Source organism: Polaromonas sp., assembly GCF_029945685.1.
Lineage (GTDB): Bacteria > Pseudomonadota > Gammaproteobacteria > Burkholderiales > Burkholderiaceae_C > Polaromonas.
Map to the genome: position 1 here is coordinate 98772 of NZ_JAQSDA010000028.1, position 16184 is coordinate 114955.

Sequence of the window (16184 nt, forward strand, 5' to 3'; positions counted from 1 at the left end):
GCTGCTTGCGCTCGACAGCACGGGGCTGAAGCCCGATTTCACCTGAATAGGTACTTGTCTCAGATAAACGAAGCATCTTCAAGGCAGTGGCTTGGTGATGCGCCCGAAACGACTGAACGCCTCAGTCGTCCCAGCCGACGCGCTCCACAGCATCAAGATTACTCAACATTTTGTGAAAGAGTCGTACTAAAGTGGCGCGCTCTTCGTCGGTAAATCCTGTTAACAGTGCCTGCTCCCGAGCAATGGCAATGGCATGAACCTGGTCATGAAATTTCTTGCCAGCAGAAGTGGTCGAATACTCGATTTTACGAAGCCCGGATGGCCGGGATTTTAGCCATGCGTTCTCAACCAACATCGCCACGCTTCGGCTGACAGCGGCCTTATCCAGACCCATGAGCTCGCAAGCGTTCGCCGCAGTTGTCCACGGGTAAACCTCGAAATAAGCTAGCACCCGCCAGTCGGTTACTCCAATACCAAACCGCGCGCGGTATATCTGGCCCGCGCTGCTTGCGACCTTGTTGGAAACCCAGAGCAGCAAGCCCGGAATGTATCGGTTGAGATCAAGCTTCATCGTTCGTTCGGCATCGTGGAAGTGCCTGCAATATTACTCGCAGACGAATCCTTCATAGTCTTTCGACGCGACGTCCTCGATTTTCTTGCGATACGCCGGAACACCCGCTACGTATGGCATGAAGACGCGCGGCTTGCCTTCCATGTTCCCCCCCAAGTACCAGGAGTTGCCTACCGGGTAGAGCGTTTGGTTCGCAATGTCATTTACATGCCTGACCCATTGTTCTTCCGAGGCCTGCGTGGCTTCAATTCGTCGCGCGCCTTTTTTATGAGCGTGCCGAAGGAATTCTCCCAGCCAATCCACGTGCGTCTCAATGGAATGAACCATGTTACTCAGCACCGACGGGCTACCTGGTCCGGCGATAACGAAGAGATTCGGGAACCCTGAGATCGCGATGCCCAGATAGGTTACAGGGCCCGCCGCCCACTTGTCGCGCAGCGAGACCCCGCTCGTGCCCCGAATGTCGATGGCCATCAGTGCGCCAGTCATTGCGTCGAAGCCGGTGGCGAACACCAACACGTCCAGCTCATAGTCCTTGCCCTGCGTACGTACGCCGTTCGCTATCACTTCCGTGATAGGCGATGCCTTGATATCCACCAGTGCCACATTCTCCCGGTTGAAGGTCTCGTAATAGTCGGTGTCTACACACAATCGCTTGGTGCCAAACGGGAGATCATCCTTCGGGCATAGCAGCTCCGCTGTCAATGGATCCTTGACAATTCCCCGGATCTTGGTGCGTACGAACTCAGCAGCGTAAAGGTTCGCCTGTGGATTGCGCATCAAGTCGGAGAATGCCCGAAGCATCCGAAAGCCACCGCCCGCGCCGCGCCAGCGGTATTCGAACTCGGCTATACGCTCTTCAGGCGTCACCTCCAACGCCGACTTGTCGTTGGCGCTGAGATACTGCCCCGTGACGGCTTCACGCCCGAGTGCGCGGCGCTTGCCATAGCTGGCCTTGACTTCGTCCAGCGTCGCCCTGTCCAACGGCTCGTTCTGAGCCGGAACACTAAAGTTTGCCGTGCGCTGGAATACCGTTAAGTGCGCGGCCTGCGCGGCGATCAGGGGCGTCATCTGTACGCCGCTCGAGCCGGTACCAATAAGGCCGACGCGCTTGCCACCGAAATCAACTCCCTCTTTGGGCCAATCGGCGCTCATGTACCACTTGCCCTTGAAGTCATCAAGACCCTTGAAGCGCGGAATTTGGGGAATCGACAGGCAGCCGGTCGCCATCACGAGGTACTCGCAGTCGAGCATTTCGCCGCCTTTGGTCATAACGCTCCATCGACCGCGCTCATTGTCGAACGTCGCTGCAGTGACCCTCGTGTTGAGTTGGATATCTTCGCGCAGACCGAATTTGTCGGCAACGTGGTTGATGTAGCTGAGGATTTCAGCCTGGGGCGCATAGCGCTGCGACCAGTCCCACTCCTGCTGCAGTTCATTGCTGAACGAATAGGAATAATCGAGACTTTCCACATCGCAGCGGGCGCCCGGATAACGGTTCCAGAACCAGGTGCCGCCGACGCCATCGCCCGCTTCAAGTACGCGTGCTTTGAAGCCCATCTGTCGCGCCTTGTAAAGCTGATAGAGGCCAGCGAAGCCTGCGCCAACGATCAGCATATCGAAGAATTCAGGGTTGGGGGTGGTCTTGTCTGTCATAGATCGTGGCTCCTTTGTCTCTGGTTTCGGGTGCAGCACCGAACAGCGATGGGTACGTGACCGCGCACTAGTACCTGCAATGCACATGGCCGCTAAAAAGGCAAAATCTACACCCGTTACGTTGATATGTCAACATCATAATTAAATCACAAAAGGGTTTTGGAGGTTGACACGTCAACACAATAACAGGTAAATTTTGCCTTAGTGCAAAGTTTTTGCATGAGGCAAAGAAACCTTGCCCCCCCCCCATTCACTAAATGAAGGAGACATCCATGAAGGCCGGAAAAAAGCAACCTGAATTGGTCATACCCACATCGTCCGCGCAGTGGCGCGCTCAACGCCGCAGCATCCTCGTCGCGTCGGCTGGAATCGCAGCCGTTTCCCCCTTCTTTATTTCCCGCGCGCTTGCCCAGCAGGCGGTCAAGATCGGCATTGTGCTTGCCAAGCAGGGACCATTTGCGCAACAGGGAGGCGACTTGTCGAGGGGAGTCCAGATTGCATTCGATGAAGCATCCCGCAGGGTATTGGGTAGGCCGGCCGAACTGGTGTGGCTTGATGAACCAAATCCGCAGGTGGCCGTACAGAGCATCACCAAGGCAATTGACGAACAGAAGGTGATTGCCGTACTCGGCGGGACAAGTAGTGCCAACTCACTGGCAATGGGCGCCGCCGCTTTGCAGCGTCGCGTTCCGTTCATATCGGTCAACGGCTCGGCACGCGAGATCACGGGCAAGGACTGCAACCCATTCATGTTTCGAATGCCCGCTTCCATCCCTGTATACGCCCGTGCTATGGCGCCGCACATGCTTGCAATGGGCAAGAAGTGGTATTTCATTGCGGGATCTTTCGCGTTCGGCGAAGACGTTATCTCGACCTTCAGCGAGATACTAACTGCCGCTGGCGGCACGGTAGTTGGTATCGATCGCGCGCCCGTGGCCACCACCGACTACAGCTCCTTCGTGTTAAAGGCTCGTGCAGCCAAGCCAGACATCATCGTTAGCGGTGCTGCCAACGTTGAGCCAATCCTCAAGCAAGTGCGTGAACTCGGCATGAGCGGTTCAGTACAAGTCGCGGGGCCGGCTGTGAGCGACACCGATCTCTGGTCGGCTACTCCCGAAGCGTTGACCGGCATCTACGGAAAGAGCTGGTACTTCAACGATCCGGCTAACTCGCCCGAGGAAAAGGCCTTTGTTGCAAAGTTTCGCGCAACCGAAGGAAGGCCGCCATCGGATCGTGCATTCTTCGGCTGGCAGAGCATGCGACTTCTCCTCGCTGCGGTGGAGCAAGCGAAGTCCGTCGATCCAGTTGCTGTCACGCGGGGGCTTACTGGCTTCCGGCTGAACGACGGCAGTCTCCCGATGTCGTTCCGCGAATGGGATCACCAGCTCATGCGCCGCGTTGTCGTCGGCACCGCGAAAGCCAATCCCGCGGACAAGTGGGACGTAGTTCAAGTCAAATCCCAGCGTCCGGCCAACGCGGCCGAAATCGATCGGCTGTATGGTGACAAGGCCGAGGTTGGCTGCCGCATGGCTGCAATCTGAAGCGGCCTTCTAATGAGTGATTTAGAGAGCCGCCGCATAGTCGTGACTGGCGGCGCTGGAGGCATCGGCATGGCTAGTGCAAAGCTTTTCCTGTGCGCCGGCGCGAGGGTGCATCTCGTGGACGTAGACGAAGCGCGGCTTCGCGCCGCGCGCGATGCGCTCTCAGTTGATGGCGCGGTCAGCTTCACGGTATCGGACATGGCGACACCCGCAGCATGCCGCGACTCGTTCGCGCAAGCCGGCGGCCCATTGCATGCGCTGGTCCACATGGCTGGCATCTTCGAGGAAGACCCCTTGCATGACGATCACGCCGTATGGAATCGAGCCATTGCGAGCAATCTCACAAACGCATATGACGCCTGCATCGCTTTCCGCCAGTTGCGCGACACATCGACACAGACCGCTATCGTGCTGGCCAGCTCCCGCGCATTTCAGCGAGGTGCCGTGGGGCGGGCTGCGTACTCGGCGGCCAAAGGCGGCATCGTTGGCCTCACGCGAACGTTTTCACGCGAGTTCGCGCCGCAGGTGCGAGTGAACTGCGTCGCGCCGGGACTGATCCAAACACGGATGAGCGAAGAGCTGGTTGCGCGCGCAGGCGAGCAACGAATGGCCGAAATTCCACTTGGCCGCTTTGGAGAACCCCTCGATGTCGCTGGTCCCGTTTTCTTCCTTTGCAGCGACGCAGCCTCCTACGTGACGGGACAGACTCTGACAGTTGATGGCGGCGTGATCAACGCGTGACAAGGCCATGATGCCATTCGCGACGGTAGGTGCTGTTCAGCACTTAGCGCTTTCAAAGTACAGGAATATCAGAAGGAAACCCGATGATCGATATCGTCATCACTCAGATGGCCAACGGGCTGACTCTGGGATTCATCTACGTGTTGGTGGCCATAGGGCTTTCCATCATTTTCGGCCAGCTCGGGCTGGTCAATTTCGCGCATGGGGCATTTCTGGCTCTTACGGCCTATATCGGTCTCACATTCTTTAACCGGTTTGGCTGGATCGGCGTTCCGTTCGCGCCATTGGTGGTCGCCTGCATTGGTATGGCCGTCGAGCGCCTGCTACTAAGTCGAGCCTATGGGAAAGAGCCCCTTTTCGGTCTCATCCTCACATTCGCAATAGCGCTTCTTGTGGAGGCTGTGATCCGGACGGTATGGGGTTCTGCAAGCCGCCCATTTCCTTCGCCTGAAATTTTAAGCGGCGTCGTTGAATACGGCCCGGTGCTGCTTACCCGGTACAGAATTGCCGTGATCGCTGCGACGGTACTGGTGCTCTTCGCGCTGTGGGGCTTTTTGCGTTTCACGCGTTACGGCCGAATTTTGCGCGCCGGTGCTCGTGATCCCGAGATGATTGGTCTGCTCGGCATCAACTCGCGACGCGTCTTTACCGGAGTCTTCGGTCTGGGTACTTTTCTTGCTGGGGTGGCGGGCATCTTCGCCGCACCGCTGTGGAGCGTGACCCCAAACATGTCCGAAGGAGCGCTGATGCCCGCCTTTGTAACCGTCACTATTGGCGGTCTTGGTTCATATGCTGGTGCCGTCGTCGCGGGCCTTCTGGTGGGCGTAGTCACTGCGCTCACAGTGCAATTCTGGCCCGAGGCTTCCGCTGCCTCGATGTACGTGCTGATGATCGTAGTCCTGCTGGCAAGGCCACGCGGCCTGTTTGGCGAGCGCTGGGAGCGCTTCGAATGAAAACCTCAAACTTTGTACAAAACCACCCGATCCTGGTTGCAGCTTTTGCGCTCCTCCTGATGTCCGGTGTTGCGCTCATCGTCGGCGTGCCGATGAGCCGCATCACCGAAGTAGCCATCTATGCCCTCTACGGCGCTGGCGTCAATCTGCTGGTCGGTTACACCGGACTCGTTCCTTTCGGTGCCTCAATATTTTTTGGTACCGCAAGCTATGTCGCTGCACTGTTCGCTATGCGTATCTGGGGCGTGGAGATCGCAGGGCTCGCAATGGCTGTCGTCTTCTCGATGGTGGTGGGACTGGTGATTGGTTCAATTATTTTGCGCCGCCGCGGGCTCTATTTTTCTTTGCTCACGCTGGCATGCTCTCAACTCGCATTCGAAGTCGCGTTCAATTGGACTGATGTTACCGGCGGGGAAAATGGACTGCAGAATTTGCAGCGGCCTTGGTTCACCAGCTCGACGTCGTTTCACGTCTTTGTTCTGGGGACCGTTGTGGCTGCGCTCTACATGTTGTGGCGTATCGCGCATTCACCGTTTGGCCGTACGCTGCAGGCCATACGCGACAACGAACAGCGCACGAGCGCGCTCGGCTACGATACTTACAGACTTAAGCTTGCCGCGTTCACGCTAAGCGGTGGTTTTATCGGCTACGCTGGCGGCTTACTTGCGTTCTTGCTGCAGGGCGTCTACGCAAACAATCTCAACTGGCAGCATGCGGCCGACGCGCTCCTCATGACTGTATTAGGTGGCGTGCATCATTTCCTGGGCCCACTTTGGGGGGCGGCCGCATTTATTGTTTTATCTGACCAATTGAGCGCCTGGATCGAGCAGTGGTGGCTGGCCTTCGCGCCGATACTGATCGTTTTCGTGCTACTTTCTCCCGAAGGCATCCACGGATTTATTCAGCGGATCAGAAAGCATGAATTTCGCACGCTGGTTCGCTCTGGCATTCCGGTGCGACCTGCGATTATCACGCCGTGGAGTGCCGCCAGTCCTCAGGCGAAAGCTCAAGGAGAGCCGCTCCTTTCGGTACGAGGTCTCGGCAAACGTTTTGGCCAGGTTATCACCGCGCGCGACATCGATCTGGACATTATGCCGAGGCAACTGCACAGCTTCATTGGACCGAACGGCGCCGGCAAGACCACTTTTTTCAACATTCTGACCGGCCTGCTTCAGGCCGACATGGGGAGCATCGTCTTCCGCGGAAAGGACATCACGCACCTGGCGCCCCACCTGCGCGTGCGAGCCGGCATTGGCCGTTCGTTTCAAATCATCAGCCTCTTCAAGCACCTCAGTGCTTTCGAGAATGTACGGTTGGCGGTGCAGTCGCATAGCCCGTTAAAAAACCGACTGTGGCTTGATGCTTACGGTATGGAGCAGGTAAATGACCGGACTTGGTCGTTGCTTGCGGCAGTTGGCCTTGAAGACAGGGCCGAGATCGTTTGCCTAAATCTATCGCATGGCGAGCAGCGGCTGCTTGACATTGCGGTAGCGTTGGCATCCGATGGCGAGTTATTGCTGCTCGATGAGCCGCTTGCCGGGCTCGCCGACGCTGATCGCGAAGTCGTCGGGCGACTGATCCGCTCGCTCGCGTCCACGCATGCGGTTCTGCTGATCGAACACGATATCGACCGTGTGCTGGCGTTGTCCGATCGCATCACCGTGCTGCATCAGGGCCGCCTAATAGCGGATGGCGCCCCGGCGCACGTGGCCGCCCATGAGGCTGTGATCTCAGCCTATATGGGAAAGCGCGCGGACCGAAATTCCTCTGCGGCGCAGCCTGCAGTTGCAGCACGTCCCAGCAACCGAGCTGGTCGGCCAGCCGGCCCGCCACTGCTCGATGCGCGCAACCTCGTCACAGGCTACGACGGCAGTCAGATCCTACACGGCTTGGACCTCGCAGTACGCCCCGGCGAAGTCGTAGCGTTGCTGGGCCGAAACGGCGTTGGAAAAACTACGTTGCTGCGCGCGCTAACGGGTACGCTGCCGCTCAGTTCTGGCACTGTCCATTTCGCCGGGGAACCGATCCACGGTCTTCAGTCGTACGAAATAAACCACCGCGGCATCGCCTTGGTGCCGGAAGGCCGGCGCCTATTCCCCAATCTGAGCGTCCAGGAGAATCTTGAGCTGGCGATGCGTCCCGGGGGCGCGAGCCTGCAGGAAGCCTTCGCGCTTTTTCCAAAGATCGGGACGATGCGTCACTCACGAGCTGAGAACCTGTCGGGTGGTGAACGCCAGATGGTCGCGATTGCCCGGGCGCTCATGGCACCAGCAAGGCTGATTCTTCTGGACGAACCTTTCGAGGGCTTGGCACCCGCAGTGGTCGATGAGGTAATGGCGGCGGTGCTTCGCGTGCGGGAGCGTGCGGCCGTGCTCATCGTCGAACATAAGGCTGAGCTTATCCTGCCGATCTGTGACTACGCCTTCGTGCTAGTCAACGGTGCCGTGGCTTGGCAGGGCAATGCCGCCGATCTTGATGCCAATGCCGACCTTCAGCAACGGCTGCTCGGCGTTGCCACGTCGGCCTGAAAAAAACCACCAAAACGAGGAGCCATCGCATGGACAAGGAAATCGAGGCGCTGCTGCAGCGCGTCAAAGAGGCCAAACGTGCGCCGTTCTGGCAGGGTTCTCCCCAGACTGCGCGCAGCACGCCAACTCTCATGCGGTTGCTGTTCGGGGAAGCCCCTGCGGTAGAACGCATTGAAGATCTCAGCTTCGCATCTGCCGACGGAGTTCAAGTGCCGGCGCGCCTTTATATCCCTTCGGTCTCGCCCAAGGGACTGATCGTCTTCTTCCACGGCGGGGGCTGGGTCATCGGCTCGGTTACCGATTACCACCCATTCACCGCTGCACTTGCGCTTCGGACGGGGTGCGCCGTGCTGTCCGTCGACTATCGCCTCGCACCGGAACATCCCTTTCCCAAGCCGGTCGAAGATGCCGTCGCCGCCCTGGCCTTCGCCGCTGGGGAGAGCGTTGGCTGGCTGGGTGGAAAACCTGACAAACTGGTGGCGATGGGCGACAGCGCTGGCGCCACCCTGGCAACCGTGGCCTCTCGTCTGCATAACCAGCGCGGCAATGCGAAAACGGTGGACTTGCAAGTGCTGCTGTACCCTGTGACCGACGCCGAGTTCAACTCCGGCAGCTACCGCGAGTTTGAGCGCGGCTATCTTCTCACCCGCCGCGACATGGAATGGTTCTGGGAACAGTACTGCCCCGATCTCGCGAAGCGCAGGCATCCCGACGCGTCGCCAATGAAAGCGGGCAACCTCGCCGGATCCCCGCCTGCACTGCTAATGAGTGGCGGCCTGGATCCGCTACGCGACGAAGGCGAAGCGTATGGGAGCAAGCTGAAGGCCGCTGGCATCGACACTGAGGTCATTCGTTGCGAAGGCCTAGTGCACGGCTTCCTTGCGATGGTCAACTATGCCCCTAGCGCAGGCCGTGCGCTTGATCGGATTGTGGCTCGTATCAAAGAAGCGAGCGCAAAATGAGCGATGCTAGGAAATTCCAGCCGATCAGCCATCTGTGACCTCCTGGTTATTGGCTGGGGAGCGGCGGCGTTGCGGCCGCAACTGCTGCCGATAGACACGAACGCGAGGTCTTTTGGTCGAAAGCCAGGAGGTTTCGGCGGCGCTACAGCATTCTCGGGTGGCACGTTGTGGGCACCTGAAAATTCGGTATCTCAGCGCGCGGGCATCGATGATTCGCACGATGCGGTGACGGACCGCAAAAATGCATTACAGGCGATGCGCCGTTGCAAAAGGGAATCTGGAAAAGATTCAAAGTGTGCTGCCCGACGAGGCTGCGTGAGCCAGCCCTTTGAGCGGGACATAGGACATATTGGGGGATGCCATCACAGTGCAGTTGCCAAACGGAATGAGTTGCACAAGTTTGCGGTAATCCCAGAACGGGGGGTGTGCGAGCGCAGATTCGCTTGGCTGGAGAAGAACCGACGGTTGCAGAACAATTGCGAGCGGCATTTCAACACCAACCTAGTTCAACCATCTAGCATTTCTAGCTCCATTGCTCAGGAGATTGTGAACACGCTCTCAGGGATCACGAGTTACTTACTACTTTGCGTAGCTTGGCCGGCGGCCCCCCAAAGGCCATCCAGCCACCATCGACCGCAAGCGTGACGCCAGTTATATAGCTCGCACGGTCAGATGCCAGAAACGCGATAACCTCAGCTATTTCCTGAGGCTGCGCCGTGCGCCCCATGGGCGTGTTCTGCTCGATGTCGTTCAAGTTAAGCGCACCTTTGGCGACCAGTTCCTTCACCAATTCGGTCAACACATAGCCCGGCGCGACTGCGTTGACGCGGATGCCGTCGCGCGCCCACTCGCTGGCCATTGCTTCGGTCAAGCTCGAGATGCCCGCCTTGGCCGCGCCGTAGGCGTTGCGCCCAGGGTGCCCTTGGTGGCCGGCAATGGAGCTGAGGTTGACGATGACGCCCGACTGCTGCTCCACGAAGATGCGCCCGGCTTCGCGGCTTGCCAGGAAAGTGCCTCGCACATGCACGGCCAAAATCCGGTCGAAGGCCGCCACGGTCTGCTCTAGCGTCATTTCGGCTTGCTCGCCGATACCGGCGTTGTTAACCAGTGCATCAATGCGGCCGAAGCGCTCCTTCACTTGGCGAATGAGGGCGACCACGTCGGATTCAGATGTGACATCACAACCCTGACCCCAATGTTCAGCGCCGAGTTCCGCAGCGCGCTTCCTGGCAGCTTCGGCACGCACGTCGGCAATCACGATGTGGGTGAAGTCCTGAGCCAGTCGCTGGGCCACGGACCAGCCGATACCGTCGCCGGCACCTGTAATCACGGCCACGCTTTCGCGCGCAGTTGAAGTATTCATTTACTATGTCCATGTCGGAAAGGGTTGGAAATGGTCCGCAATGATGCGCGGGCCTGCGATCAGAGCTTGCAGTCTGCGGATGCTGGCACCGTAACCGTCTTCGTATCAAATGTCTGAGTCACTGAACTCCGCAGCTGACCGTTGACCAGCTTGGCGATACCAAAATAGTTCGGAATTTGTAACTGATTGTCCTGCGCGCGCATCGTGACCGTACCGAACACCGTTTCCAGCGACGCGCCCCGCAGGGCCTTGGCGACGTCTGCAGGTTTCACGCTGCCGGCCTTCTGCACGCCTTGGAAGATGGTGGTGGCGCCGGTGTAAGCCCCGCCCTCCATTTCCGACGGGTCGCGGTTGTACTTCTTGCGCCATGCATCCACAAATTGTTGGTTGCGCGCGGTCTGGATGCTGGCGTTGTAGTTGATGTTGCCCCAGGCCCCTTCCATCGAGGTACCCGTGGCCTTCAGGGCGAATTCCAGCAGGTAGTTCAGGCCGATGATGCGCACCGACTTGGACAGTCCGAACTCCTCTGCCTGCTTGACGAAGGCGATCTGGTCGCGTCCGGTGAGCGCAACGAACACGCCTTCGGTACCCGCGGTCTTGAGCTGCGAGATGTAAGGTGCAAAATCTTTCGTTCCAAGTGGAGGATACACCGTGACCTCCACCTTGCGGCCCAGCGAAGTGGCCGCCTTGGTGAAGGCCTCGGCGGCGCCACGCCCCCACACGTAGTCGCCGGCAATGATGCCGAAGCGTTTTTCCTTCTCCTTCTCGAGCCAAGGGCGCACGATAGCCAAGTCCATCGCATCCGACTGAATCGTGCGGAACATGCGCGCCTTGCAGGCATCGCCGTTGATGCGGTCGCTCTTGCTGTTGGTGGCGACATAGATTGCATCCCAGCGCTCGAGGTTCGGTGCAATGGCCAGAGAAACGGCCGATGAGATCGGGCCGATCAAAAGGTTGTGTCCTCCATTTGCCAGGCGTTCGGCTGCGCGGCGGCCGGCATCGGGGGTACCTTCGTCGTCGGCAATTTGTACCTGCACTGGGCGACCCGCCACGCCGCCATTGGCGTTCGCTTCGTCTACCGCGAATTGCACCCCGCGCAGCAGGTCTTCTCCGAAGGCCTGGAACACCCCGGTCTGGGACGTCACCACGCCAAGCTTTAGGGCTTCCTTGCCCTGGGCTGCGGCGCCCATAGGCAGCGTCGCTGCCAGTGTCAATGCCAACGCGGCGGTGATGCGATTCAGTGTTGTCATGGTTGTCCCTTGTAGATTAAAAAAAAAGCCTATCAGCCCATATCAGCTCAGCAAAAACCCGCGATAGCCGTCGATCACCACCTGGTCGCAAACAACCCGGTAGTTGCCAACGCCGCCTGCATAGGGCATGAAGACGCGGGGCTTGCCTTCCACGTTGGCGCCCAAGTACCACGAGTTACCTTTGGGGAGCAAGGTGGCGTTGGCGGCTTCGTTGACGGTCTGGACCCAGCGGTCTTCCGCTGCAAGGTCCGCATCCATGCGGGCGATGCCGTGCTGGCGCAGATGCGCCAGACAGTCGGCAATCCACTCCACGTGCTGTTCAATGGAAGTCACTACGTTGCTAAGCACCGAGGGGCTTCCCGGTCCGGTAATCAAGAACAAGTTGGGAAATCCCGATGTCATGAGGCCTAGATAGGCGCGTGGTCCCGCCTCCCACTTTTGCGCCAGTGACTGGCCCCCGGAACCACGGATATCGATGCCCTTGAGGGCACCAGTGATGGCGTCGAACCCCGTGGCCATTACGATCGCGTCGAGTTCGTACTCGCGCGCCGTGGTGCGGATGCCGTGTTCAGTGATCTGATCAATTGGCGCTTCGCTCACATCGACCAGTACCACGTTCTCGCGGTTGTAGGTCTCGAAGTACTGGGTGTCCAGGCACAAGCGCTTGGTGCCGATCATGTAGCGCGGCGTGAGCCTCGTCGCCACGGCTGGGTCGCGTACAACCTGCTGGATGCGCATTTTCACGAAATCGGATGCCGTGGCATTTGCCACTTCGTTCTTGAGGATGTCGGTGTAGATGCGCGTGTACCCAGTGCTACCGCGTTCCCAACCCATGCCGTAGGCCTCGGTGCGTTCTTCGGCGCTCACCTCGAGTGCAGATTGAGTGGGCACCGGGAAGCCCGCGATGCCGATGGCGGATTGACGTGCCGCTTCGCGGTGCTCTGGATAGCGTGCCTTGTAACGGGCGGTTTCGCCTGGATCAAGCGGCCTGTTCTTCGCTGGCACGCTGTAATGCGGCGTCCGCTGGAACACATGCAGGTGTTTGGCCTGCTGCGCAATGTGCGGAATGACTTGCACGCCCGAAGAACCGGTGCCGATCACACCCACCCGCAAGCCGGTGAAGTCCACGCCTTCGCGCGGCCACAGACCCGTGTGGTACAGACGGCCGGCGAAACTGTCCCGACCCTTGAATGCGGGTAGGCTGGGCAGCGAGAGACAGCCCACCGCCGAGATGCAGTAGCGCGCGGTAAAGGTCTCGCCCCCCTCGCTACTCAGCGTCCACAGGTTGTTCTGCTCGTCGCGCGCGGCCGAAGCCACCCGGGTGTTGAACCGGATATCGCGCCGGAGATCGAACCGGTCAGCCACGTGGTTGATGTAGCGCAGGAGCTCTGGCTGCGTCGCATACCGTTCCGACCAGTGCCATTCCTGCTGTAGCGCGTCGTCGAACGAATACGAATACTCCAGACTTTCTACGTCGCAGCGCGCGCCAGGGTATCGATTCCAGTACCAGGTTCCGCCCACATTTTCGGCGGCCTCCAGCACCACGGCTTTCATACCCAGCGCCCTTAGCTTGTGCAACATGTACAAGCCCGCGAAGCCCGCGCCGATAACCACGACGTCCAGCGGTTCGCGCTTCTGTGTTTCATCCATCAATTGATCTCCGTTCATTTGTCATTCGTCATCAACTTGACGCCGCCCGGCGAATAGCCGCAGCCGCGGCATCGACCGCCTCGTTGGCTACATCCACCAAATTGAACCAGCGAGCAAAGCCGTGGGTGAGACTGGGCCATGTTCTGGTTTCCACGGCTACACCCGCCTCCTTGAGTTGCTGTGCGTAGCGCTCGCCGTCGACGCGCAACACGTCGTATTCGGCTACGGCGATCCACGCCGGCGGTGATCCCGCGAGCGGGGCGCGCATCGGAGCGATGCGCGGATCACTCCACTGCGCCTCAGGAGCGTAGTTCGAGAAAAACCAGCGCATGTCTTCACGCGTGAGCGAGAAGCCCTCAGCGCATTCCTGATAGCTCGACGTGTCAAAGTCTTGATCGGTCACCGGATAAAAGAGCAGTTGCAGCGCGATCTCGATCTCGGCCGCGAGAGCGCGCGCCGCCACGGTGACGAGGTTGGCACCCGCACTGTCACCGACCACGATGAGTGCAGCATCTTTAACTGCCAGCTCGGCGCGCTGAGCCCAAGCCCAGCGAATTGCATCTTCGGCGTCTTCAAGGCCGGCAGGGAAGGGGTGCTCCGGCGCTAGGCGGTAGTCCACGCTGAGCACCGCGCAGTCGCTGCGGGCGGCTAACGCCCGGGCCAGTGCATCGAAGCCTTCCACCGAGCCCGCCACCCAGCCGCCACCGTGCACGTAGACCACCAGGCCGAGCACCTGACCCGCTGGCCGGTACAGCGTGGCCGGCACCGGGCCGCTGCGCCCGGGCAGCGTCAGCGGACGAACCGATCCGAGCTCCGGTCCGACCCCCAGCGACTTGGCACCGGCGGCCACCGCCTCGCGCGCGGCGGCGATGGTGCCGGCCGAGAGCGCCGGCCGACCCGCGGCTTGGGCGGCGTTCAACGCGGCCTGAAATACAGGATGCAAGGGCATGGCAACGGTCCTTCAGGAAGGGTCACATCTTGCAAAGCGGCGAGGGCGGCGGCGTGAGCGCGGCGCCGAAGCGCTGCTCGACCACCGGTCTCAGCACCCCCTCAACGCGCTTGACGCGCCCGGCATAGTTCGGTAGGACCAACTGGTTGTCCTGTGCACGCATGAGCGCCGGACCATACAGGCTCTCGACGGTGGCGCCGCGCAGCGCCTTGGCCACATCCTCGGGCTTGACGCTGCCGGCCTTCTTGACACCATCGAACATGACCAACATGCCGTTGTAGGCCTGGCCTTCGTTGTCGGTGGGCAGGCGGTTGAAGCGCGCCTTCCAGTTCGCCACGAAGGCCTTGTTGCGCGGGGTGTCGATGTCCGGCGAATAGGCCGTGTTTCCGATGGTGTTCTCCAACGCAGTGCCGGTGGCGTCCACCACGAAGTTCTGGATCAACGCATGGCCGATGATCTTCTTGGCGGGGATCAGGCCGAACTCCTGAGCCTGCTTGATGAACGCGATCGCATCGCGTCCGACTTCGGCCACCCAGATCGCTTCGGCGTCAGAGGCCTTGAGCTGGGCGATGTAGGGCGAAAAGTCCTTCGTTCCCAGCGGCGCGTAGAGGCTGAGCGACACGCTCTTGCCCATCGATTTCACCGCGCGTTCGAAGGCTTCGCCGGAGTCACGTCCCCACACGTAGTCGGCACCCAGCACGGCGAACTTTTTCTCTTTGAAGGTCTTCGACCACTCGACGATCATGGCTAGATCCATCGCATCTGAATGGTTGGTGCGGAAGTGGCGGGGGCGGCAGGTGTCACCGGTGAGCTTGTCGCTCTTGCTTGCCACGGTGAAATACAGCGCATTCCAGCGGTCTAGGCTCTGGGACAGGGCCAGCGATGCCGACGAAGGAATCGATCCGATGAGCAGGTTGTGACCGTCACGCGCCAGCTTCTCGGCCACGCGCCGTGCCGCCTCGGGTGTGCTCTCGTCGTCAGCCGTCTGTACCAATACCTGTCGGCCGTCGACGCCGCCCCGCGCGTTGGCCTCTTCCACTGCGAACTGCACCGCGCGGATAACTTCCTCGCCCTGTTGTGCAAAAACGCCTGACTTCGACGACGCGAGCCCAATCTTCATTGGCTCCTTGCCTTGCGATAACGCCGCCAGGGGTGCTGCGGCCAGCAGCGCAAATGCCGCGATCGTGCGGCGGGTAAAACGGAATGCCTGCATGTTGTCTCCTTGTGTATGCTGAAAAAACCGGCGTGCCGGCAACGGCACTCCGTCGAATGACGTGCCCGCTACACCATGACGTGCTGATGCAATGTCTCCAGGCTGGCTGCGTCCACATCGCCCTGCGCCACGATCGACCCCTTGGCCATGGCGCAATAGCGCTGCGCGACGCGCATGACCAGGCTCATGTTCTGCTCGATCAGCAGCAGGGAGATGCCCTGTGCGGCCACCTTGTTGAACACCACCGCCAACTGATCGACGATCACCGGCGCCAGGCCTTCGGTGGGTTCGTCCAGCAGAATCAGCGACGGGTTAGCCATGAGCGCCCGGCCGATCGCCAGCATCTGCTGCTGGCCGCCCGACAGCGCCACCCCGGGCGTGTACGCGCGCTCTTGTAGGATGGGGAAAAGCTCATACACCGCCGGCAGGTTCCAGGGGCCTTTGCGCCTTGTGGCGGCGCCGAGCAGCAGGTTTTCCTCCACCGACAGATTGGCCACGATGCGCCGGCCCTGCGGCACCACGGCCACACCGGCCTTGGGTGCGATGTAGGGCCGCGGGCGGGCCACCATGCGATTGCCCACATTCACCGTACCGCCACGCAGCGAGGCCAGGCCGAGCACTGTGTTGACCACGGTTGTCTTGCCGACGCCGTTGCGGCCGATGAGCGCCAGGCGGTCGCCCTCCCCGATCGACAGGCTCAGTTTGTGCAGGATGTGGGCCGAGCCGTAGAAGGCATCCACGTCTTCGAGTGCGAGCAACGTGCTCATGGGGTCACCTCCGTGCGATCTTGCGCACCCGCCGCCGTTG

13 protein-coding genes and 1 pseudogene are annotated in these 16184 nt (G+C 60.1%); 6 read left to right on the forward strand and 8 right to left on the reverse strand.

The features are described from left to right. Positions 1 to 121: 121 nt before the first annotated feature. Positions 122 to 571, reverse strand: a complete 450-nt coding sequence (locus tag PSV26_RS21045) for a hypothetical protein (RefSeq protein WP_300573784.1) — start codon at positions 569 to 571, stop codon at positions 122 to 124. Between the two features lie 33 nt (positions 572 to 604). After that, the gene (locus tag PSV26_RS21050) at positions 605 to 2227 is read right to left on the reverse strand and encodes an NAD(P)/FAD-dependent oxidoreductase (protein ID WP_300573786.1); all 1623 of its coding nucleotides are present in this window, start codon (positions 2225 to 2227) and stop codon (positions 605 to 607) included. A 272-nt stretch (positions 2228 to 2499) separates the two neighbouring features. On the opposite strand from PSV26_RS21050, the gene PSV26_RS21055 reads away from it, so the two are divergent. From PSV26_RS21055 to PSV26_RS21080, 6 genes and pseudogenes are all read left to right on the forward strand, one after another. Continuing rightward, positions 2500 to 3768: an ABC transporter substrate-binding protein gene (locus PSV26_RS21055; protein ID WP_300573789.1), complete on the forward strand. Its 1269-nt coding sequence runs from the start codon at positions 2500 to 2502 to the stop codon at positions 3766 to 3768. 12 nt (positions 3769 to 3780) lie between these two features. Continuing rightward, on the forward strand, positions 3781 to 4509 hold the full coding sequence (locus tag PSV26_RS21060) for an SDR family NAD(P)-dependent oxidoreductase (RefSeq protein ID WP_300573792.1): 729 nt from the start codon (positions 3781 to 3783) through the stop codon (positions 4507 to 4509). 83 nt (positions 4510 to 4592) lie between these two features. Next, entirely contained in the window at positions 4593 to 5462 is an 870-nt protein-coding gene (locus PSV26_RS21065) for a branched-chain amino acid ABC transporter permease (protein ID WP_300573794.1), read from the forward strand. Further along, entirely contained in the window at positions 5459 to 7990 is a 2532-nt protein-coding gene (locus tag PSV26_RS21070; RefSeq protein WP_300573797.1) for a branched-chain amino acid ABC transporter ATP-binding protein/permease, read from the forward strand. The genes PSV26_RS21065 and PSV26_RS21070 overlap by 4 nt, the downstream gene beginning before the upstream one ends. A 29-nt stretch (positions 7991 to 8019) precedes the next feature. Further along, positions 8020 to 8952 (forward strand): alpha/beta hydrolase, encoded by a 933-nt coding sequence (locus PSV26_RS21075; RefSeq protein WP_300573800.1) that lies wholly within the window; start codon positions 8020 to 8022, stop codon positions 8950 to 8952. 372 nt (positions 8953 to 9324) lie between these two features. Beyond that, positions 9325 to 9502, forward strand: a pseudogene (locus PSV26_RS21080) (IS5/IS1182 family transposase); the annotation flags it as partial. A 15-nt stretch (positions 9503 to 9517) separates the two neighbouring features. On the opposite strand, the gene PSV26_RS21085 reads toward PSV26_RS21080, so the two are convergent. The 6 genes from PSV26_RS21085 to PSV26_RS21110 form a co-directional block, all read right to left on the reverse strand. After that, positions 9518 to 10315 carry a glucose 1-dehydrogenase gene (locus PSV26_RS21085; protein ID WP_300573803.1) on the reverse strand — a complete coding sequence of 266 codons (798 nt, stop codon included), beginning with the start codon at positions 10313 to 10315 and terminating at the stop codon, positions 9518 to 9520. Between the two features lie 59 nt (positions 10316 to 10374). Beyond that, positions 10375 to 11565: an ABC transporter substrate-binding protein gene (locus tag PSV26_RS21090; RefSeq protein WP_300573806.1), complete on the reverse strand. Its 1191-nt coding sequence runs from the start codon at positions 11563 to 11565 to the stop codon at positions 10375 to 10377. A gap of 42 nt (positions 11566 to 11607) precedes the next feature. Continuing rightward, positions 11608 to 13233 carry an NAD(P)/FAD-dependent oxidoreductase gene (locus PSV26_RS21095; protein ID WP_300573809.1) on the reverse strand — a complete coding sequence of 542 codons (1626 nt, stop codon included), beginning with the start codon at positions 13231 to 13233 and terminating at the stop codon, positions 11608 to 11610. A 13-nt stretch (positions 13234 to 13246) separates the two neighbouring features. After that, positions 13247 to 14164, reverse strand: coding sequence for an alpha/beta hydrolase (locus PSV26_RS21100; protein ID WP_300573812.1), 918 nt, complete (start codon positions 14162 to 14164; stop codon positions 13247 to 13249). 22 nt (positions 14165 to 14186) lie between these two features. Next, positions 14187 to 15377 carry an ABC transporter substrate-binding protein gene (locus tag PSV26_RS21105; RefSeq protein ID WP_300573815.1) on the reverse strand — a complete coding sequence of 397 codons (1191 nt, stop codon included), beginning with the start codon at positions 15375 to 15377 and terminating at the stop codon, positions 14187 to 14189. Between the two features lie 68 nt (positions 15378 to 15445). Continuing rightward, complete coding sequence (locus tag PSV26_RS21110; protein WP_300573817.1) at positions 15446 to 16144, reverse strand: ABC transporter ATP-binding protein; 699 nt, start codon at positions 16142 to 16144, stop codon at positions 15446 to 15448. Positions 16145 to 16184: the final 40 nt, after the last annotated feature.